This is a genomic window from Leptospira perolatii (genome assembly GCF_002811875.1).
Lineage (GTDB): Bacteria > Spirochaetota > Leptospiria > Leptospirales > Leptospiraceae > Leptospira_B > Leptospira_B perolatii.
This window is the reverse complement of the sequence record NZ_NPDZ01000004.1, coordinates 1-19,325: the sequence shown is the minus strand read 5'-3', so window position 1 is coordinate 19,325 and position 19,325 is coordinate 1. Positions and strand designations below refer to the sequence as shown.

20 protein-coding genes and 1 other RNA gene are annotated in these 19,325 nt (G+C 41.7%); 11 read left to right on the top strand and 10 right to left on the bottom strand.

The genetic code is table 11. The features are described from left to right. Positions 1–3 precede the first annotated feature (3 nt). Positions 4–468 carry a DUF192 domain-containing protein gene (locus CH373_RS07925; RefSeq protein WP_100714631.1) on the top strand — a complete coding sequence of 155 codons (465 nt, stop codon included), beginning with the start codon at positions 4–6 and terminating at the stop codon, positions 466–468. A 71-nt stretch (positions 469–539) separates the two neighbouring features. Here the strand turns inward: CH373_RS07925 and CH373_RS07920 are convergent, their stop codons facing one another. Then, a complete protein-coding gene (locus CH373_RS07920; protein WP_100714632.1) occupies positions 540–1,142 on the bottom strand; it encodes a DUF3332 family protein in 603 nt (200 codons plus the stop codon). 207 nt (positions 1,143–1,349) lie between these two features. Between CH373_RS07920 and CH373_RS07910 the strand changes: the two genes are divergently transcribed. From CH373_RS07910 to CH373_RS07895, 4 genes are all read left to right on the top strand, one after another. Next, positions 1,350–2,810 carry an MBOAT family O-acyltransferase gene (locus tag CH373_RS07910; RefSeq protein WP_100714634.1) on the top strand — a complete coding sequence of 487 codons (1,461 nt, stop codon included), beginning with the start codon at positions 1,350–1,352 and terminating at the stop codon, positions 2,808–2,810. Between the two features lie 70 nt (positions 2,811–2,880). Next, positions 2,881–3,237 (top strand): PilZ domain-containing protein, encoded by a 357-nt coding sequence (locus CH373_RS07905; protein WP_100714635.1) that lies wholly within the window; start codon positions 2,881–2,883, stop codon positions 3,235–3,237. A gap of 64 nt (positions 3,238–3,301) precedes the next feature. Further along, on the top strand, positions 3,302–3,904 hold the full coding sequence (locus CH373_RS07900) for an RNA polymerase sigma factor (protein WP_100714636.1): 603 nt from the start codon (positions 3,302–3,304) through the stop codon (positions 3,902–3,904). A 6-nt stretch (positions 3,905–3,910) separates the two neighbouring features. Next, positions 3,911–4,495, top strand: a complete 585-nt coding sequence (locus CH373_RS07895; RefSeq protein ID WP_100714637.1) for an LIMLP_12425 family protein — start codon at positions 3,911–3,913, stop codon at positions 4,493–4,495. Between the two features lie 24 nt (positions 4,496–4,519). Here the strand turns inward: CH373_RS07895 and CH373_RS07890 are convergent, their stop codons facing one another. The 3 genes from CH373_RS07890 to CH373_RS07880 all read right to left on the bottom strand — a co-directional run bounded on the left by CH373_RS07890 (position 4,520) and on the right by CH373_RS07880 (position 6,467). Continuing rightward, on the bottom strand, positions 4,520–5,458 hold the full coding sequence (locus tag CH373_RS07890; protein WP_100714638.1) for a hypothetical protein: 939 nt from the start codon (positions 5,456–5,458) through the stop codon (positions 4,520–4,522). Beyond that, positions 5,458–5,745 (bottom strand): ribosome hibernation-promoting factor, HPF/YfiA family, encoded by a 288-nt coding sequence (gene hpf, locus CH373_RS07885; RefSeq protein ID WP_100714639.1) that lies wholly within the window; start codon positions 5,743–5,745, stop codon positions 5,458–5,460. Before hpf ends, CH373_RS07890 begins: the two co-directional genes overlap by 1 nt. 236 nt (positions 5,746–5,981) lie before the next feature. Continuing rightward, positions 5,982–6,467 (bottom strand): tetratricopeptide repeat protein, encoded by a 486-nt coding sequence (locus CH373_RS07880; protein WP_100714640.1) that lies wholly within the window; start codon positions 6,465–6,467, stop codon positions 5,982–5,984. 123 nt (positions 6,468–6,590) lie between these two features. Between CH373_RS07880 and rnpB the strand changes: the two genes are divergently transcribed. Further along, positions 6,591–7,006, top strand: an RNA gene (rnpB, locus tag CH373_RS07875) — RNase P RNA component class A. 476 nt (positions 7,007–7,482) lie between these two features. Here rnpB and CH373_RS07870 read toward each other — a convergent pair. Together CH373_RS07870 and CH373_RS07865 are read right to left on the bottom strand one after the other, a co-directional pair. Next, positions 7,483–9,393, bottom strand: coding sequence for an Lnb N-terminal periplasmic domain-containing protein (locus CH373_RS07870; RefSeq protein WP_125170022.1), 1,911 nt, complete (start codon positions 9,391–9,393; stop codon positions 7,483–7,485). 238 nt (positions 9,394–9,631) lie between these two features. After that, positions 9,632–10,126 (bottom strand): DUF3015 family protein, encoded by a 495-nt coding sequence (locus tag CH373_RS07865; protein ID WP_243393311.1) that lies wholly within the window; start codon positions 10,124–10,126, stop codon positions 9,632–9,634. Positions 10,127–10,551: 425 nt separating this feature from the next. Between CH373_RS07865 and CH373_RS07860 the strand changes: the two genes are divergently transcribed. Together CH373_RS07860 and CH373_RS07855 are read left to right on the top strand one after the other, a co-directional pair. After that, a complete protein-coding gene (locus CH373_RS07860) occupies positions 10,552–10,977 on the top strand; it encodes an acyl-CoA thioesterase (RefSeq protein ID WP_100714642.1) in 426 nt (141 codons plus the stop codon). Next, positions 10,937–12,256 (top strand): PP2C family protein-serine/threonine phosphatase, encoded by a 1,320-nt coding sequence (locus CH373_RS07855; protein WP_100714643.1) that lies wholly within the window; start codon positions 10,937–10,939, stop codon positions 12,254–12,256. The genes CH373_RS07860 and CH373_RS07855 overlap by 41 nt, the downstream gene beginning before the upstream one ends. Here the strand turns inward: CH373_RS07855 and CH373_RS07850 are convergent. Beyond that, a complete protein-coding gene (locus CH373_RS07850; protein ID WP_100714662.1) occupies positions 12,239–12,961 on the bottom strand; it encodes a TerC family protein in 723 nt (240 codons plus the stop codon). The two genes, CH373_RS07855 and CH373_RS07850, sit on opposite strands and share 18 nt — an antisense overlap. Positions 12,962–13,038: 77 nt before the next feature. On the opposite strand from CH373_RS07850, the gene CH373_RS07845 reads away from it, so the two are divergent. From CH373_RS07845 to CH373_RS07835, 3 genes are all read left to right on the top strand, one after another. Then, positions 13,039–13,602 carry a SelL-related redox protein gene (locus tag CH373_RS07845; RefSeq protein WP_100714644.1) on the top strand — a complete coding sequence of 188 codons (564 nt, stop codon included), beginning with the start codon at positions 13,039–13,041 and terminating at the stop codon, positions 13,600–13,602. 215 nt (positions 13,603–13,817) lie between these two features. After that, positions 13,818–14,414, top strand: coding sequence for a hypothetical protein (locus CH373_RS07840; protein WP_243393310.1), 597 nt, complete (start codon positions 13,818–13,820; stop codon positions 14,412–14,414). Between the two features lie 218 nt (positions 14,415–14,632). After that, the gene (locus tag CH373_RS07835; RefSeq protein WP_100734083.1) at positions 14,633–15,460 is read left to right on the top strand and encodes a hypothetical protein; all 828 of its coding nucleotides are present in this window, start codon (positions 14,633–14,635) and stop codon (positions 15,458–15,460) included. Positions 15,461–15,523: 63 nt separating this feature from the next. Here CH373_RS07835 and CH373_RS07830 read toward each other — a convergent pair whose 3' ends face one another. The 3 genes from CH373_RS07830 to CH373_RS07815 form a co-directional block, all read right to left on the bottom strand. After that, positions 15,524–16,522, bottom strand: coding sequence for a patatin-like phospholipase family protein (locus CH373_RS07830; RefSeq protein WP_100714646.1), 999 nt, complete (start codon positions 16,520–16,522; stop codon positions 15,524–15,526). Between the two features lie 118 nt (positions 16,523–16,640). Continuing rightward, the gene (locus CH373_RS07825; protein WP_207763706.1) at positions 16,641–17,768 is read right to left on the bottom strand and encodes a hypothetical protein; all 1,128 of its coding nucleotides are present in this window, start codon (positions 17,766–17,768) and stop codon (positions 16,641–16,643) included. Positions 17,769–17,924: 156 nt separating this feature from the next. Continuing rightward, positions 17,925–19,025 carry a hypothetical protein gene (locus CH373_RS07815; RefSeq protein WP_100714649.1) on the bottom strand — a complete coding sequence of 367 codons (1,101 nt, stop codon included), beginning with the start codon at positions 19,023–19,025 and terminating at the stop codon, positions 17,925–17,927. Positions 19,026–19,325 lie beyond the last annotated feature (300 nt).

Here is a 19,325-nt window from a genome sequence, read left to right as displayed (position 1 = left end):
TTCATGAATCGCCTAACGGTTTTTCTTTGTGGTTGGATCCTAATCCTGATATTCCCTTTTCCGGGAAGTGGAGAATACCATTCTCCACTGTATCTGGAAAAAACCACGATCTCAGTAAATGAACATTCATTGTTAGTCGAAATCGCAAACACGGAGCAAACTCGCCAAAGAGGTCTGATGTTCCGTAGAAAGCTCGGCGAAAACGAAGGAATGCTTTTTATCTTTCCCTCCGAAGATTATCTCACCTTTTGGATGAAAAATACTTTGATCCCTTTGTCGATTGGATATTTTAATAAAGACAAAAGACTGGTGGATATCTTTGATATGGAGCCGAACCAAACCAAAAACTTATATCATTCCAGTGAGAGAGTAGTCTATGCTCTGGAAACAAACCAGGGCTGGTTCCAAAAGAAAGGAATTTCCAGATTTGCAGTTTTGAAAGTGGATCCTAGATTTATTGCGAAATGAATCATAACAAAAAGGGCTCTTCTTTGAGAGCCCCTTGCAAGTTTCCTTAGATTGGAAACGGTAAAGAAATCTTAGAGAGCTCCAGTAGCTTTCATTTGCAATTCGTCTATGGACTTGGATTCCACTACTTTTGTAGATTTGATCTTGCCTTGCTCGACGAGTTTGAGAACTACTTGGGATCCGATGTTTTCGGATTTAACCTCGATCTCTACTAACTTTCCTTCTACTTCATGAAAGAATTTTCCAGGTTGATTGCGGAAGGAAGTCAGAGTTTCGACTTTTCCTTCTCTTTCAGAATTGATATCCAAACGAGAGCCGAAATCCGAGAAAACGAGAGTCACTTTCTCTCCATCCTTTTCGAAGGATTTTGCAAATCTACCATTTTGATCATACTCGTTGAATCCTACTGGATTGCTTCCGGACCAAAACTCAATTAGGTTAAATAGAATAAAGTCCACGAATCCACCTACCGCCATAAGGAAGCCGAATGGAATGTAGAATAGGATCGTTTTAACTAACTTCTGTAGAAGACCGCTTCCTACGTTGATACCGTCGTTTGCATTATAGAAAACCCGAACTAACGCGAACTTTCCAAAACAATTTGCGAATGAACCCATGGTCACAGAAACGATCGTGAGTACGAACAGCAATTTCATCAGAATTTTCTTAACCATCTGATTTTGACTCCTTTTACGAGCTTTGATAAGGGGTAGTTCTAAAGATTTGGAAAATTCTTGCAAGAGAATTCTGGAATGCCCAGGGAACCAAAATGGTAAAAATAGGATCTTTTACCGGCTGGCCTGCAAGGAATCGGATGCGGAGAATCCCTTGACCTGAAAGATTCCCCGATTTTTTTAGACTTTAATCTCGGGAGCAGAGATTTGCTTTTTCCCACACTGGAATTTTTCCTATTCTTTACCGCCGTATTCCTGGTGCATTGGTACCTACTACCGGCTCTTATCCGAAATCATCATTTAAGAAGATTTATCGTACACTGTTTTCTTCTTGTAGCGAGTTACTACTTTTACATGTGCTGGGACTGGAGATTCGGGGGACTGATCTTATTGTCTACGGTGATCGATTACGTTTTTGCGGATCTAATTTTTCACTCTAAAAACAAATCGCTCCGAAAGCTGCTGATTACGCTGAGCTTAGTACTGAATTTAGTTTTTATACTAGGGTTCTTTAAGTATTATAACTTTCTTTGTGGATCATTAAACGAACTACTTTCGGTCTGGGGAATCCCGGCCTTTTTTCCGATTCTAAAAATCGTCCTGCCTGTAGGTGTTTCCTTTTATACATTTCAATCTCTCAGCTATACGATAGATGTGTATCGAGGTACTATCCCTTCCGAAAGGAATTTTATCCGATTCGCACTCTTCGTATCTTTTTTCCCACAATTGGTGGCAGGACCAATCGTGATTGCAAAGGCTTTTTTGCCTCAGTTGCAGACAGAAAAGCATTTGGAAAACATACCGTTTCGAAAAGCGATCCGTTATTTTTTAATGGGCTACTTCAAAAAGGTAGTACTCTCAGACAACGTATCACCGATCGCGGATAAGATTTTTGCGAATCCAGAAATTTATTCCACAGAAGCACTCTGGTTGGCGGCCTTCTTATTTTGGGTTCAGGTATACTGTGATTTTAGCGGATATACCGATATGGCATATTCGTCCGCTTTAATGTTAGGCTACGAACTCCCGGAAAACTTTAGAATGCCTTACCTTTCCAGGAGTGTTACTGAGCATTGGAGAAGGTGGCATATTACACTTTCTAGTTGGTTACGAGACTATGTGTATATCAGTCTCGGCGGAAACAGGGCTGGAGCATTTCGACATAGATTCAATGTGTGGTTCACAATGTTTGTGGCAGGAGTCTGGCACGGAGCAAATTGGACCTTTGTGGTATGGGGTTCCATCCAAGGCGGCTTGCTTTTGGTAGAATCGATTTTGAAAGATGTAAGGAGTCGTTATTTTTCAAACATACATTTATCCGATAGGCTGAATGGATTAGTGACTCCGGTTCGGATCTTGTACGCAAGCGCTTGCGCTGTTACCTTTGGAGTAATTTTCCGAGCGGAAACTTTGCAAAAAGCGTTCGGCATGATTGCGGGAATGTATTCCTACAGAGCTGGAGAGTTGAGACCCTATATGCTCAAGATAGGAATTCCTGCCATACTCACAGTGATCATCGGGCACTATATAGGCTGGTTGATTTTTGAAAAAGGAAAGTCGCTGAAAATTCCAGCTTGGTTTGAGTTTGCATTATATCCTTTTATAGCGGTCGGACTTGCGATCTTAACTCCAGACTCCGAAGTACCGTTTATTTATTTCCAATTTTAATTTCGGCGAACATTGTTCGATTAAAAGACTGGACAGAGTTAGATCAGGCTTTAAATTTATTCCGCAATCTATGAGCGGTCCAGTACAGAAACCCAGAAGCCCTCGTTTTTATCCCAAAGACTTTGACGATTATATTGTACACGTTGAGTCCGGGTTGATTACGCTAGAAGGAAAGTTAGGAAACATTTCTGAAAGTGGAATTTGTATTATGATGGCTGGGGAAGATCTAGGACTGACTGACATGGTAGAAGGTTCGATCGTTGAAAGAAAATCCGGCCGAAGATTGGAATTTGTCGGGGATGTGGTCTGGCATTATCCAAAAATTGTACAGGGAAGGGACCGCACGATTTACGGGATCCATTTTAGAGATTCTCTCGAGCTAACTGATTCGCTTATTCTTATCAATCTGTCCTTACACGAAGACTGAGGAAGCTTGGGATTTTTATTGCAAGCGCGGTAGGGAAAAGGTTCGATGCCGGTGAAGGTTGTAAATGGTCCAAAAGGAAAGTCCCAACCGAAAGCAAACGTTACGAGACAAGGAAATCCAACTCTTAAAAAAAATTAAAGAGGGGGATGATTCCGCCTATATTGAGCTTACAGGCCCTTATCGAGAAAGACTCTATAGAAAAGCGATTTCTATGGTCAAGGATGGGGACGACGCGGAGGACATCGTCCAGGATGCGCTTATTTCAGGATATCGCTCCATCCGCAATTTCCGTGCAGAATCCGGAGTATATACTTGGCTTTACCGAATCGTGGTAAATAAATCCAAGGACCTCCTCGCGAAACGGAAGAGGGCAAAAGAAAACTCAATCGATGATTCGGAGTTTCAATTTACGGACGCTAGACTTGGGTTCGAAAAAAAAATAGAACTTTCAGATGAATCAAACTATCTAATTAACAAAATAAACCAACTCGAGGATATCTACAAAGAGGTCATCGAGCTCCGTTACTTCGAAGAAATGTCTTACTCTCAAATCGCTGAAGTACTCGGATGCAATATCGGAACGGTAAAAAGTCGGCTCTTCAAGGCAAAGGAATTTCTCAAACATCTCATTCTACAGGATGGGAAGGGCGAAGGTTATTTCAGGTAAACAGGTATGCAAAAAGAAAAAATCTCGGAAGCAAAGTCTTCCAAATCCCCAAAGTACTCATTATCCCAGCTATTTCGTAAAGAGGACCAGGAATTGATACGCCTGGAAAATTCGATGGTTCGGGCGATATCGGAGCTAAGAACCAAAGAGCTAAAGCAAGTGAAGCTATCTGACGGTTTTGAAAAAAGACTACAGAATATGCTACAGGAAGTATCCTTTGAGGAGGAGAGCTTCTTAAATAAGATCGCAAGAAATTTTGTATGGAATAAATCTTTTCAATACTCACTCACTGCGGGCTTGGCAATCTTAGTTCTCGCGGTTGCAATCGGTAGATTCTCTTCTTCGCCTGAATCTTATGCAGGGGACAGGTCTGGAACTCTTGCAGTCGGAAGCGGTGAAAGAGACTTCGTAGACGTGCAATCCTCTGCAAAATTTGGAACCAATATGGATTCTAAATATCTAATGGAAATTTCGAAAAATCCGGAAGGCAAAAGGGTTCTGAGTTCATTGCAAATGTATTTTATGGAGAGAGGAGACGAACTTCTCGCAAACGAAATCCAGAAAGTATTGGATTCTGCTTATCTAAAATAAGCGAAGGTAAAGCCGATCGGGTCTTTATCTGATCCGAACACTTCTTTTGTGGTAAAAATTAGGATCCAAAGAATCCAGAATTCTTTTTGCTTCTTGCGCGTTTTCTCCGTAGTAAGTGCCGGAGCGAGAATCTAAGAGCGCGCAGCAAAGTTGGATCATTCTGCATTTCACTTTAAAATCATAATCACCTTTCCGAACCGAAAGCGAATCTCTCAGACGAAATAATTCCAAGCGCAGCTGATCGATCTCTCGATCATTCATTTTTCGAATATCCTTAAAGATGCCGTTTTCCAAACAATAAACCGGGATTGCTTCTCGCAGATCGCCAGAATCTTTCCAGATTTCCTTTAAGGCAGAAATTGCATTCAGGATCGGTTCGGATCGAACTGCATCGATTCTCAAAAGTGATGGATCCTTCAAAAAGGCTTCTCTGTACAATAGCAAACCCTGGGCTTCATTTCCGGATTGGTACATACACTCTGCGCGCAAGAAAAGTAATTCAGGAATTCCTTTTTCGAGACCGCTCACATCTTTCAGGATTTCGGATGCAGATGTAACTTCCCCGGAGAGCAAAAGTTGATAGATCAATTCCACAATCATCCCGGATGAAATGGAAAGGTTGCCTTCCTTTTGGATCGATATTTTGACTTGATCCACGACCTCCAGTATGATCGCGTTTCTGCAGGTCCAATAACTGGAAGACTTTGAAAATTGCTTCTGGCTGTACTGTGCCTCGAATTCTTTCAGGAATTCTAATAGAAGAGCAGCGCGATCTCTACCTTCCCTGGAAATATGGATTCGTTCGATCCTGTTATCCCAATAAGAAGAAAGGTAGAAACCGGAAATATAATCGCTGTTTTCTGGATTTGATTCTAAGAGTGAGTCGAACGCCTTTTTGGCGCGTTCGAAATTTCCCTCTGCTAAATGGTGGATTGCTTCTTCGTACTTTCTATCTGTGCCCATCAATGGGTGGCTTTTTTATCGTGGTGCTTACTGACTTGCTTAACGATCTTGTTTTCCAGTCCGTCTATGCAAGCATAAATATCCTTGTCTTCGTTTTGCGCGTTAAACTTGTTTCCATCTGCCGCCAGGTTAAGATTTGCGACTACAGAACCGTGGATTTGATCGAAAGAGATTTCGCAAGCCACGACTTTTTGGACATATTTGGACACTCTCTCTAATTTCTTGTTCGCATAGTCTTCGGCGGCACCCGAATGATCCAAATTTTTCCAAGTGTAGACTATCTTCATAATATCCTCCAATGAGTAACGGCCTCTCCGGATCCGTGATTTTCCCCCAGATTCGGTGCAGGTGCAAAAAGAAGCTCGCGCTAAATTTCCCGGAAAAGGAATATATTTATCATTCGAAAATTTTTCCTGACAGGATAGGGAAGATAGGGTAGGCTAATAAGACTCACAGTCAAACCAAAAAAACGCCCGCCCCTTTCGGGGCGGAGCAGGGAAGTTAGAACTAGAGATGGGATGATTTATTTTTGGGGAACGGAAGTGAGAGATTTTTCCCCATTCAAGGAGACTGCAGATTGTTCGTCGGATAATGTGCAGGCCTCCTGATATTTTCTTAGTCCTTCTTCTTCTGCTTGGATGGCCGAATCCAGGTTTCCTAATTTTTGGTATACCTGTATGACTTCTTTGATGCTTTCCAATGCTTGGCAAGAGCGACCTAAGCGAAATTCAGAAATAGATTTCAAGTATAAGGTCAAAGCATAAGTGGAGCTTCCTTTTTCACCCATTTTGCTATGAACTTCCAGCGATTGGTTATAATAATCTATAGCAGTTTCGTAATCTCTCACCTTTTGCTTCAGGCTTCCGAGTGCAGTCAATTTGTTGGCTAACTGTATTTCGGACTCTGGAGTATGGTTCCGGAAGGTCTTTTCTAGCGCAGAAACTGTTTCATCTGCATAAGTTGCAGTTGAAATGCTTAAAAAGAGTGCAATTTGAATAAACTTGTTCATTTTTTATCTCCCGGAATTGGGTTCTGCGTAATAATACGCAAGTCCTGTGCCAGGAATGCCTGAAATTCTAACTTTCGGAAAAAAAAAGTAGGAGATCCACGGCTCATAATTATGATGCTTTTGGAAGCTCGCCGGATGACCGCGCCTTCCCTGAGTTGCTTTCGAGCCTTTTGGGGAAGAGTGAGGAAAGTCCGGACACCATGGAATCAGGGGACCGGGTAATTCCCGGAGTCTTGTTCTCGAGAGGGTCAGGACATGGAAAGTGCAACAGAAAGTATACCGCTCTAGACGTCAGATTTCTGGCTCTGGAGTAAGGGTGAAATGGTAGAGTAAGAGACTACCGCTGGTTTCGAGAGGAGCCAGGCACGGCAAACCCTCCCAGGTGCAATCCCGAGTAGATGACTGGATGAGCTGATTCCGCCAGGTCATGGGTAGGGAGCAAGGAGTTGTCGGGTGACCGACTAACCAAGATAAATGGTCATCGTTTTTTGCCCCAAAGGCAAAAAATACAGAATCCGGCTTACAGGCGAACTTCCACAGCAATACTCTAGTTAAAGAATGAATTTGAGCCTGCAGGAGCGAAGCGACTATAGGCGAACTTCCACAGCAATACTCTAGTTAAAGAATGAATTTGAGCCTGCAGGAGCGAAGCGACTATAGGCGAACTTCCACAGCAATACTCTAGTTAAAGAATGAATTTGAGCCTGCAGGAGCGAAGCGACTATAGGCGAACTTCCACAGCAATACTCTAGTTAAAGAATGAATTTGAGCCTGCAGGAGCGAAGCGACTATAGGCGAACTTCCACAGCAATACTCTAGTTAAAGAATGAATTTGAGCCTGCAGGAGCGAAGCGACTATAGGCGAACTTCCACAGCAATACTCTAGTTAAAGAATGAATTTGAGCCTGCAGGAGCGAAGCGACTATAGGTGGGCTTCCATAGAAATTATACCCTTCGAGCTGTGTGGATCTTCTTTCTCAATGTAGATTTCCCACCTTCAGGAGCGAAGTGACGATCAGAACAAAAGATGATACGAAAGTAGTGATTCCGAATAGTTCTGAAACGTTTTTATTTCTGCTCTGATCTCATGATCTTTATGGACAGAATAGCGGATCTGTAAACCAACCGAGTAATCGTTTCGGTTATCGCTTACAAGATAATAGTAATAAGAGGCAGAGAACACCGCCTTCCAAGGCTCGAACTCCAGGATGGATAACAAATTGATTTGTGGACCGGTTCTATGGCCGCGAATCAATTCAGGCGACCCTTGTGACTTTACTCCGGTCATTAAGACAAATACCGGCAAAAATTTGGACTTTGAAAATTCATTTTGAAAGGAATATCCAACTGAGAAGTCCAAGTTCGATGCTTTTGTTTTTGTCACGTTTGATTCTTTCTCACTCTTGATCCAAACCGTTTCCATTCCTAAGTCAATAGAATAGGAGATATCTTTGGAAATAGAGTTGTACGGAACTAGGGCAAAAAGTCGAACTAGGTGGAATGCAAAAATTTCCGGCGGTGCATTTTCGTACTTTCGGATGGTGAAGTCAAGAATCTGGACTTCCGAATTCGGAACATGTCCTTTGTCGCGATTTAGCAAATCGTGATGAGAGATTCTCGCTTTTAGATCTACAAACGATCCTTCGGAGGAAGCCCCGTATCCGACAGAAACCCTACTCAATGAATGCGATTTTTCAGGAGATGTGTCCGGGAGCAAAATTTTCTCCGTCGGACCTTTGGCGTCCTCCGTTATTTTACTCCGATCTATTAAAATTTTCTGATAGAATGCATTCTCCAAATCGGTCAGTTGGCTTCTGGATTTTTTGTAACGGAGTGCTGTAATAAGACTTTCTAAAATGAGGGATTTTCTATGGTACTTGGAGTCGATCAAGTGCAGGAGATTAGGATCCGCGGATTCGATCATATCCCAAAATAGAGATTTTTCTTTGTCGGTCAGTTCCCGGATTTGTTCCTTGATTTTTGTGTAAAGGGAAGCTCTGAAATAAATCTGAGTGATTGCGGGACCTCCTTCAAAGAAAACTTTTACGGTCTCAGCAGGAGGAACAATCCAGGAAAGTTTTTCGGAAAGATGTAGATCCGGTTTTGCGACCTCGAGCAATCCTATCAAATGGTAGGAACAATTTTCGGTTAGGAAGAAATAATCAAAGTAATTTCTTCTCATTTCCCAGAGGTGTCTTACGAGTCTGTCTATCTCTTCCTTTTTTAGATCCAACTTGTATTCCCACAAGTCTCTACTTTCCATATCGTTATATTCAAATATATTGATATAATAAGGCTGTACGGAAAATGAACCTGGATAGCCTCCGGTTAGCCCTAAAAAAGCATAGAGGAACGGATTGCTGGTATTGGGGTTCGCTGCATAATTTACCGAATAATCCAAGAGCTCAGACTTTGATTCTATCCCAGAGTTCAGTTTCAGAAACGTGTGCCCGAACATCGACGCCGGTGCGTGCATATAATAAGAGGAGAAAACGAGCGAAATTGTTTTGGGATAAATTGCAGTTTTCCAGGTTTCAAACCTTGGACAGGTTGCCGCACCTATCTTGGATTCATCTAATTGTAGGACCTCCTTCAGCCATTTGTATCTTTCCGGGAACATGCATTTCGGATTCTCTTCTGTTTCTCCGACCGGTGTAGAAACAAAGAATGCGCGGAGATTGGCTTCTAATTCTGCCTTCGGGTCGAATTTTCCGTTTTCACTCAGGAAAAAAATCGGACTATCCGACTCACTCTCATAGCCGGAAAAAAGCCGCTTTTTGTATCTGAGCAATCGTAGCCAACTTGTGGTTAGGTGAAGCTTCTTTTCTTCCACTTCTTGGATTAAAGTAGAAAGGTATTCTTTTTGTTCTGAAGATTCAGGAATATATTGGGAGAAACGTCTGTTTCTCTGCAGCTCGAATTCCATATTCTCAACTGCTGTTCTTATTCTTTTTTTTTCTTCGAATTCCTTTTCGTCAGAAGGATTCGAATTTTCTGAAGGAGATCCATAGAGATAAGCGCCGGTGAAAAAAAAGAATAAAATTAGAAGAAGGGCTTTGTAAAAAAAAGAATTGTTTGGAAAAAAAATGGCCCGGTGAACGGAAAACCTTTCCTCGGGCCGATTTAGCAAGTTCAAGAAATCGAATCTCTTTGTGTGATTTTATTTATAGTGTGCAGCTCTGGGAGAGAACAGAGTCTGCTACTATGGTGGTCTTTACTGCACTAATCAAGCTGTTCGGATCCGGATTTCCGATTGGAAGAGCTTGGAATTTTTGTTTTAGCACTTGTCCAAAATGTGCATCTGCCGACGGAGAGCAGCCGAACAGATAACCGAGTGCGGACAATTTCTCGCCGTTTCCAATCGCCATTTCTTGTTCTAAACTTTCTCTGTGAACGGAAACAAACACTTCCTTAGCTTTGTCGTTATGAACGACTCCATCCGTAGAGCAGTTCGAAGTTCCAGTAGTAATACTGAAAGTTTGACCAGAATACTGATTGGTAGTCGCCGCAAAAATTTGCATAATTCTGCTGTCTTTCGCGAGAATCATAGATCCAAAACCGCAACCGGCCATTCCGTAAGAGGGGGCAGCTTTAAGAGAAGTGAAAGTCATGCCCAAGCAAAGCAACGACCCGAACGCAAATGTAATTTTCTTTTTCATGGAATTAATTTCCTTACAGTAATGATTGTCAGGAATTTTCCGAGGAATTCAGTGAAGTAAATAGGTCAATCATTAGCAAAAAAAGATTGCGGGTTTCGTTCCTTATTCGGAAGTACTGGTTTCTTTTTTGGCGGGTAAGTGATGCAACTGCTATAGTGGTATTAGTATATTATTTTTTCTTAATGTATCTTCGATGATTTGGTTCAAACACCCTCCTCCTTTGGATTTTTTGCCGACATTCTTATGTTTGCTCTGTATTTCTGGATTGGTAAATTTAGGAGCTGGGACAAAGGGTTAGATGGGATCGAAAGTAGTCTTATTTTGATTTACAACTCCTATGTAAAAACGGTTTCTATTCGAATGTCAGGCGATCCAAAAGATATGATTTGAGGTTCTGCCGGATATTACGGAGAAACTAATACCAAATGTCTAAACCAGAAAAATATTCTTATCAAATTTCGCAAAAGGTCGCTTGGGGCGATATGGACGCTTTTGGGCATGTAAATCATAGTAATTACGGAAAATATTTTGAATCTGCTCGGGTATCCTTTTTGGAGGAAATGAAGCTTTGGGAGTCTCCGCAAAAACCTGTGGAGGGAGGTCCGGTCATCGTGCATTTGGGAATGGATTACAGGAAACAAGTACGTTTTCCCGAAACTCTGCTCATCACGATTGCACTCGAGTCAGTTGGAACCCGGTCGTTCTCTATGATTTGCTCTATGTGGAATCAAGAAGACGAGTGCGTTTTGACTGGACGTGGAGAATTTGTGTGGTTTAATTTCGCTACTGGAAAGCCTGCAGTGATCCCAAATGTCTATAAGGAACATTTCTTCCAACAGTCGAAAGGATAAGTATCCCGTATTCGGGTTAGGTCCATTTTTAAGCCAGGAATCTTTATCCCGGTTTAGATTTTCGCTTTTACTGTTCATCTTTTTTGCCGGCTTCGGACTGCTTTTTCAGGGCGAGTCTACATTTGTAGATCCGCCTTGGATGCGGAGTTCCCATCTAATACTTCTTTTCGGTTCTTATATCTGCAGCTATAAGGTTCCGATTTATAAGAAATATAGCGAATATATACTTCTTTTTCATTTTTCCTTAATGAGTGCACATTCAGTATTTTTGCTCTATGTGAACGGTCTGTATTTAGGATACTTATTCGGGATGATTCTGGTAATCGTCAGTACTGGAATTGCATTAAATAAACGTAAATTACATCTCATTTTTCTCTTGATATTCTTGCCTATTGCTATCGCAGTCGGAGCCAATTGTCCAAATCCGACGATTGAGAGAGGAATGTATTATTTTGGAATTATTTCTTCTACGATTCTTGCAGTTTTAGTTTCTACGTTTCAACTGAGGACAATTGAAAAGCTTGTCGAGGCCGATCTTCAATTGGAAAAATATAGGGCCAACATGGAAAGCGAGCTAGAGCTTGCTCAATCTACTCAAAAGAGTTTGGTAGACCTTAAATTTCCCCAAGTCGGGCCTTTTCGAATGTACTCCTATTTCAACCCACTAGAGGGGGTTGGAGGAGATCTGATTAAATCTGAAAAAGGGCAGAACGGCCAGTTGGATTTCTTTTTTGCGGATGCGGCTGGGCACGGAATTTCCGCGGCTATGGTTTCATCTATGGCTGTCATGGCATTCAAGATGATTTCCACAAAAGCAAACGGACCGGCACACGGTTTGTTTTTGATTCATGAATCCTTGATGACGATGATCGGCGGATTCTTTATCACTGCTGTTTATCTTCGACTCAATCCCGTAAGTTTGACCTTGTCCTATGCATATGCTGGTCACCATCCTGGGATTCTAATTCAAAAGGACGGCATGGTGGAGGAACTGGCGGGAAAAGGTACGGTTCTGCTTGCGCTTCCCAAATTGAAAAACCAAGATTATGTGAGGACACTACATTCAGGAGACAGAGTGCTTTTGATGTCGGACGGTTTGTTCGAGTTCTTCACAAAGGAAAAAGAATTTTTCGGTTATTCAAAATTCATGGATCTGGTCAGAGAAAATTCAAACTTCAGCGGGGACGCATTTCTTCAGTCCTTAGGAGATGCAGTCAATCGTCTGCATGTCTCCAAAACAAAAGATGATCAGACCATGTTGTTAATCGAAGTTGCTTGATGCGGTTTTTCGAACCTTAATATTCAAAATTTCTACTGCTAGAGAAAATGCCATCGCGAAGTAGATATAGCCTTTTGGAATATGGAAGTGAAGTCCATCAGCGAACAGCAAGGCCCCTATCATAATTAAGAAGGATAGCGCGAGGACCTTCATGGTCGGATGTCTATTGATAAAATCGCTCACCGTTCCAGAGAAAATCAGCATAATGAACAAAGATATGACAACGGCAAGTATCATAATCATTAGATTTCCGGAAAGTCCTACCGCGGTGACAATCGAGTCCACAGAAAAAACTATATCTAATACCACGATCTGAACGACCACACTGGCAAAACTGGTTTTCGAGGAATTCCCTCCGGATTCGTCTTCCGAGGGACCTTCGATTTTAGAATGGATTTCACTTGTACTTTTTGCTAACAGAAACAAGCCTCCGCCCAGCATAATTAAATCTCTTCCGGTCACGGTAAACTCTATAACCGTAAACAGTCCTGCGGTTAGACTCGCCATCCAGCTGACCGTTAAGAGAAGTAAAATTCGGAATCCTAAGGCCAGTATTAGACCGATGGAACGACCTTTTGCCTGGTTTTCCTTAGGTAATTTGCCAACAATAATAGAAAGGAAGACGATGTTATCGATTCCAAGAACGATCTCCATCGCTGTCAATGTGAGTAGTGCGACAAGAGAATCAACAGTTGCGATATCCATTCGGAAAATAAAATTTAGATTGGAATAGAAAAGCAATCGAATTTCCTAATTTCGTACGCTAGGATTTAAGAGTAGCGATGGAATTCTTACCTAAAGAGATCATGGACTTTTCCGTAGAAGGAAGAAATTTAGTCGGGCAGCACTTTCGCGATAACCTTCCAGCAAGGCCGGCTCTGGTAATTTTTTTAAGACATCTAGGTTGTATTTTCTGCAGAGAGCTGGTGACAGATCTGAGAAGCTTGCAAAGTAACGGGCTGAATCTTCCTCCGATTCTGTTCGTGTTTCCTGATTCAAAAAAAGAAGGCGATGAATTTTTTTCACGATTTTGGCCCGAGGCTTCCGCGGTTGCAAATCCAGATGTTTCTCTGTATGGCCTCGCAGAAATTAGTGACGGCAATTTGCTGGAGCTGGCAGGACCAGAAGTTTGGATCAGCGCTTTGAGAGCTGCGATTAAAGGAAATTTCTACGGAGTTCAAAGCAGAAATATTCTACAAATGCCCAGAATCTTTTTGGTTTTAAAAGACCGAATTTTGTGGACTCACGTGTATCGGCATATCGGGGATCATCCGGATTGGAGCCAAATTCCAGGCTATTCAAATCCTGTTCCTGCTGATCTCGATCCAGGAATTTTGCCTGCTTAAAAAGTTCAGGTTTCATTTCTTGGAAATTTATTATTGTAGCATTCGCTAAAATTAATACCGGCAAATCTCATTTTTTTCACTAGTCTCTCGTAATTTGCATTTATCTGCAACAAGTGCAGATAACGTATTTTTTTCCGAACTCGTACCAATTTTTATCCGGAATTCGCGATAGAAAAGTTCGTCTGTACTGTTATTATTTGAAAAGGGAATTAACAATGCACGTTCTGCGAAATCGATTCGCCATAATATTTCTTGGATGCATATTGCTCTCCATGAGCTGTCAGCAGGCCGAAAAAATAGAATTAGATTCTTCTAAGGTGAGTGGTGCGTTGGCAAGTCTCGCTTTTTCCGAGTTCCAAGCAGCTCAGGCGATCGTACCTTCGCTTACAACGGATGATTCTTGGAGCTGTTCCTCATTGGTAAACTGCCAAAACGTCTATGACGTTGAATTTACAGCCACAGACACTCTTACTATAAGTGTCACTTCAGTAACAAATGCTTCCGTTCTGAGGCTTGCTTTGTACGCTCCCAATGTTCCGCTGAATGGTACAAATTTTTTGAACGGTAGCACCAACGATCGTACTTGTCCAAATCCACCTACATACCTTAACCAAGATCAACCTGATACAGTAACTACGAGTATCACTTCTACTGGAGTGTATCAGGTAGTTGTGGGAAGGGACTGGAATTCGAGCGCGAATTCTGGTGGAAACTACACTTTGACTCTTACAACCACAGCCAGCGTAATGACCAACTTTACAAAAACTGCATCGAACATTCCAACGCAATCAACCGGCATGCAGTGCCCTTAAATCCGGAAAGTCAGGTCCGCTGGATCAGAGAAACTTCTTTGTGAACCCTCGATTCTTGCTATTTTCGTAATCATTCGGTCCCTTCCGGTTTATTCGAGCTTCCTTTTCTAAAAAAAATCGCAAAAAGTATGTAGATGAGCACGTTTTCGACTCAGCTACATACTTCGTAAAAATACAATCGGCTGGATATTCGAACTTGTGCCTTCGATCAACGCCTAATGCACAAGTATTTAGGTAGAGACCAAGAATTAGTCAGGGCCGCGCAAGAGTATTTTAACTCAGGAAATTCGGAACTGTTCATCAAGGAAGTTTGGGAGTGGGCAAGGGATTTGGCCCAAAAGAAATATCAGATGGATGAAGATTCCAGTTCGGAAGTTGTACTAAGTTTGGTACAAAGAGCCGATCGATGTCTGGATATTTTTAAGGAAGGAAAATACAATAATTTAGGAGCCTTCCTGAATGTCTATATTAAGCATTTGATATGGAATCAGAGAAAAAAATCCTCCCAACAGAAGATTCTTTATATCGATAAGTTTCCTGAATTTGGATACGTACCTGAATTTGAATCTAGAATTGTGGAAGAGGACGATCGAATTATTTTACTCATTCATGATCTGCTTACCGAGCTAGAAATGGGATATTCGATTGTTGTAAAGCTTCGTCACCATATCAGAATGAATCTAAAAGAGCTGAGGTATTTGTATAGAATTCCGGGCAATTCCATACAATCGATTCGTACTCAGTTCAAAAAAAATGAATTGGAGAGGCAATCGGTTAGAATCCAGAGAAGAAAGATTTTGGATCGTATCCAAAGTTTGAATGCAAAAATCACCGGAACAAACCTTGTAAAAATCGAGTCTCTGAAAATTAGGAAATTAGAAATGGGTCGTAAGTTAGAGAGAAAAAATCAGGATCTTAGTTTTCGAAAAGTGGCAAATTTACTCAGGTCAAACGAAAATGCGGTTCGAAAAGTATACTTTGATGCGATTCGAATTCTAAAATCTAAGTTAGCGCAAGAGAAGACGTTCGTGCGAAAAGCTGCATGATTTGCCTTTAGAGATTATCTTTCGAAATTAAAATACCCATATCGTTACAAAAGAATAAACTGATCAATGGGTATTTTGGTTCAGGATTCCGGATTTAGAGAATAATTTGGATTTATTTTTCAACGAATGGAACTCGTTGATAAGCGTGGATACTATTTTGTGGCCCGCCTCCATTCCTCGATTGACGGATCTGTTTAAAAGTTTCGAACTCGTACTCACCATTCCGAGGTCAGATTTTTCCGGGCAGACAAGATGGATCTTCACTCCGTTCGGAGGCGATTGGATGATTCTCAAAGCGCGATTGTACATAGTATGATGCACTTTGGTAATCATGTGATAGAGTTTTCTGTTTAACGGATACGAAAGCCATCCCTGGATTCCAGGAACAGGAGGAGAAAAGTCATCTCCCGGAGAATTTAAGACTATCGTAATATCTTTATATCCTGCTTCGATGACTTTCTCAATTGGGATAGGGTCAGAAATTCCACCGTCTCCATAAAGCTGCCCTTCTAATTTCCACTTTCCTCGGGTCGCTATCGGCAAAGAGGTTGCTGCTTTCAATAAATTTAATGCGTTCGTCGCAGTCGCTCTGACATACTCCGCCTGCAGCTTTGCAAGATTGGTGACTACCACATAAAAAGGAGTAGTTTCTTTCTTTTCGAAATACTCTCCAGGGAGTCTGTATTTTTTTCCAAAAAGATAGTCGATGAGATATTCTTGGTCTAGAATGGATTTTCCATTAAGCGGGTGTAAGAGAGAGATGAGTTTTCGACCGACCAGTTCTTTTTTCCAAATCTCTACGATCCTAAGGCTCTCTTTGTAATCTGCTTCGTATCCGGTTGTGTAATAAGCTGCAGAACAGGATCCGGACGAAACTCCTACAATCAAATCGAAAAAAGTGGAAGGAATATACTGATTGACTGCACAGAGTACTCCGCCTGCAAAGGAGCCTTTCATGCCACCTCCTGCGACGATCAATGCTCGCGACTTTTCTTTGGCGCTAGGAAGTTGCAGGTTCAAAGGCGGAAGTGCCTTGCTGCCGAGTGAAAAGTAGGAACTCATTCCTAACAGGATCTACGATGTATTCGGATTTGCAAGAATCTTGGAGCTTATTTCAGAGGAATTCGATTTCGTTTTTTATCAGAAGCAGGAACTTTTTTGCAACCGGTTCGCTTAACATTTACTTCGGAATTTCTGTCCATAAGATCGTTCTTTCATCAAGGAATGGAACGTAAAAATCGGAATCTGAAGTGATGCGTAAGATCTCCCTTTCCTGCCCCGATTCCAGATTTGTTATGCGAAAATTCGCAGCATTTTGCCTAGTGGAATTATCATAGTCTTCGACTGCTTCATAGTTGACCACTAGTACAGATTTTTCGTCCGGAGACCAAATTACAAAAGGACGATAACCGGATTGATATACACTCTCAGTATTTTTTTTCACCATTTCGGTTGTGAGGACTTGGTTCCGATCACGGTTTAAGAATGAATATCCGAGAAAGGGTTTTCTTCCGTTGTCGAGATCGGAGCATAGTACGCACGCAATCGGTATCGCAAAAAAGTTTCCTTCAGGCGATGTCCAAGCAGGCAGTTGATTTATTAAATAATTGTTGTTTTTGTTTATGTTCGAAAGAATCGGAATAGGAGATTCCGAATCGGAATAATAGTTATTATAAGTGTATAAATCCAGAGAACTACTGGAATTGTCTAGCAGAAGCGATCTACCCTGGTTTCTGGTTTGATCGATTCCAGGTGCATTACCGCATAGACTGGAGGTTAGCCCAGTTAGCCAGGGATCAGGGGAATAACCTGACTCCAGGCAGACTGTTTCGCCCAGCCACTGGCCATCCTGAATCCTAAACCTCTCAATTTCGAATGTAAATTTCCAGCCCTTGAACTCTGGTTCAAAATTTTGAGCTAAGAAATCTTGCGAATCAATCAATTCTGGATCAATCAATTCGGTAGATTCAGAACGCAGGAAGAGCGTATTCTTCTCTTTGGATGGCAGGATGTCTAAGATCCAATAATATTTTCCGTTCGTATGTTTTTGGAAATCGGATCCATCTGGTCGAATCGAGCAAACTTCAGAATATATGTTTTCGGAATAGATATGGCACACAAACAGGATCCTTTCTTCATACGCATTGGGTCCAACACTGCCTGTCGGCAGATCCAAAAGATTCAGGAGTAAAGACGACTCGTTTTGCGAATGGGTTTGGTTTTGGCAATGCAATTGGAATATTATAAAAATTGATAGTAGTGAGCGTTGGAATCTCAAGAAAGCAATGGGTGCACAAGCAAGGCGCATAAAAATCTCTTTGGGGGGAAAAGTATTTTCCAGCGCGATATATTTTTTCTGGGTTTGCAAATCGAATTCAGCGAATTCTACAAGACCTTATTGGGAGGGAAAGAAGCGCTTATCATGCAGATCAGAATCTTAGGAAATTTCTGAATGGATTTGTTTCTATTTCGGGAGTTCGGTCCAAAGGGTAGTCTCTTCCTCCAAATACTCTGCGAAAAATTCGGGGTTCATTTCGCTAATCAATATATCAGTCCCTTCTCCCGTTTCTAAATTTCTTATATGGAAACTCGTATTTATCCGTTCAGCTATGTACTGGTTGACCACCAGTATGGATTTTTCATTAGGAGACCAGATCACGAAGGAGCGGAAGTCGGGCAGGAATTCGCCTGTAATGTTTTTCATCCCTGTTTCAATCGTTAGCGCCTCGTTTCCGTCGCGATCGAACAAGGTGTATCCTAGGAGAGGACGGAGTCCGTCACCCAGGACCGGGCATCCGGCGCAGGTAGTCGGAATTGCGAATAGTTCCTTTCTGGGAGACGTCCAGGCATACTTTTCGTACGGCAAAAAAGTGTCCTTCCACATCAAGTTTCCAAGAATCGGTCGCTTTGAATTGAGATCGAGGTAAGAATCTCCATCGTATAGATCCAGAGTGTTGTGAATATTGTCTATCAGAATCGACTTGCCATAGTTCCTGCTAGAATCCATTTCCGCTGCATTCTTGCATAGAGAGTCACTTAGCTCGGAGCTTAGCCCTGGATAATTAGAGTAGGCGGATTCTGAGCAGATTGTTTCGGTCGACCATTCGCCATCGAGAATTGTAAGCTTCTCGATTTTATATGTGAATTTCCAACCCTGAAACTCGGCTACGTAGTTATCATGTGCAACGGATTCAATTTTTGCGGATTGCAAGAATTTTATCTCCGCTGATCGGAGAAACAAAACATCCTTAGTTTTGGAAGGCAGGATTTTTAGAATCATATCATACTTTCCGTTCGTATGTTTTTTGAAATCGGATCCATCTGGTCGAATGGAGCAGATTTCCGAGTAGGAAATCTCGGAATAGACTGAACACTCAAAAAGAATCCTATCCTCATAGTCATAGATTCTGGAGATACTTTCCGGTAGATCCAAAAGGGCTAAAAATAAGATCGATTCACCTTGCTGGTTTTCTTGTGTAGCACAATAGGATTGGAATATTATGAAAACTGATAATAGTAAGCTCTGGAATTTCGAGAAACCAAGGGGCACAGAAGCAAGGCGCATAAAAATCTCTTTGGGAAAAAACTATTTTCCAGATCAGTATATTTCTTCTCGGTTTGCAAATCGAATTCAGCAAATTCTACGAGACCTTATTGAGAGGGAAGGAAGCTGCTGGAGTCCTTATCGAATTCATCGAGAGTTTTTGCGGTGATCCGTTTTTACCTTTGTAGCCGAAATTTCTCTCGAAAATCGGCTCCAAATCTACAAAAGTTGTTTGACGGGTGTGGAGACGTAATTAATATGGCTTTTACACCTGAGGGATTGGGATGTTGGCGACGACAGCGATTCTGAGGGAAATAATCA

What these genes read in the sequence shown, in the direction of transcription:
- CH373_RS07925 (WP_100714631.1), top strand. Translation starts at nt 4, where the DNA reads ATGAATCGCCTAACGGTTTTTCTTTGTGGTTGGATCCTAATCCTGATA.
- CH373_RS07920 (WP_100714632.1), bottom strand. Translation starts at nt 1,142, where the DNA reads ATGGTTAAGAAAATTCTGATGAAATTGCTGTTCGTACTCACGATCGTT.
- CH373_RS07905 (WP_100714635.1), top strand. Translation starts at nt 2,881, where the DNA reads ATGAGCGGTCCAGTACAGAAACCCAGAAGCCCTCGTTTTTATCCCAAA.
- CH373_RS07900 (WP_100714636.1), top strand. Translation starts at nt 3,302, where the DNA reads ATGGTCCAAAAGGAAAGTCCCAACCGAAAGCAAACGTTACGAGACAAG.
- CH373_RS07895 (WP_100714637.1), top strand. Translation starts at nt 3,911, where the DNA reads ATGCAAAAAGAAAAAATCTCGGAAGCAAAGTCTTCCAAATCCCCAAAG.
- CH373_RS07890 (WP_100714638.1), bottom strand. Translation starts at nt 5,458, where the DNA reads ATGGGCACAGATAGAAAGTACGAAGAAGCAATCCACCATTTAGCAGAG.
- hpf (WP_100714639.1), bottom strand. Translation starts at nt 5,745, where the DNA reads ATGAAGATAGTCTACACTTGGAAAAATTTGGATCATTCGGGTGCCGCC.
- CH373_RS07880 (WP_100714640.1), bottom strand. Translation starts at nt 6,467, where the DNA reads ATGAACAAGTTTATTCAAATTGCACTCTTTTTAAGCATTTCAACTGCA.
- CH373_RS07870 (WP_125170022.1), bottom strand. Translation starts at nt 9,393, where the DNA reads ATGGAATTCGAGCTGCAGAGAAACAGACGTTTCTCCCAATATATTCCT.
- CH373_RS07865 (WP_243393311.1), bottom strand. Translation starts at nt 10,126, where the DNA reads ATGAAAAAGAAAATTACATTTGCGTTCGGGTCGTTGCTTTGCTTGGGC.
- CH373_RS07860 (WP_100714642.1), top strand. Translation starts at nt 10,552, where the DNA reads ATGTCTAAACCAGAAAAATATTCTTATCAAATTTCGCAAAAGGTCGCT.
- CH373_RS07855 (WP_100714643.1), top strand. Translation starts at nt 10,937, where the DNA reads ATGTCTATAAGGAACATTTCTTCCAACAGTCGAAAGGATAAGTATCCC.
- CH373_RS07850 (WP_100714662.1), bottom strand. Translation starts at nt 12,961, where the DNA reads ATGGATATCGCAACTGTTGATTCTCTTGTCGCACTACTCACATTGACA.
- CH373_RS07845 (WP_100714644.1), top strand. Translation starts at nt 13,039, where the DNA reads ATGGAATTCTTACCTAAAGAGATCATGGACTTTTCCGTAGAAGGAAGA.
- CH373_RS07840 (WP_243393310.1), top strand. Translation starts at nt 13,818, where the DNA reads ATGCACGTTCTGCGAAATCGATTCGCCATAATATTTCTTGGATGCATA.
- CH373_RS07835 (WP_100734083.1), top strand. Translation starts at nt 14,633, where the DNA reads ATGCACAAGTATTTAGGTAGAGACCAAGAATTAGTCAGGGCCGCGCAA.
- CH373_RS07830 (WP_100714646.1), bottom strand. Translation starts at nt 16,522, where the DNA reads ATGAGTTCCTACTTTTCACTCGGCAGCAAGGCACTTCCGCCTTTGAAC.
- CH373_RS07825 (WP_207763706.1), bottom strand. Translation starts at nt 17,768, where the DNA reads ATGCGCCTTGCTTGTGCACCCATTGCTTTCTTGAGATTCCAACGCTCA.
- CH373_RS07815 (WP_100714649.1), bottom strand. Translation starts at nt 19,025, where the DNA reads ATGCGCCTTGCTTCTGTGCCCCTTGGTTTCTCGAAATTCCAGAGCTTA.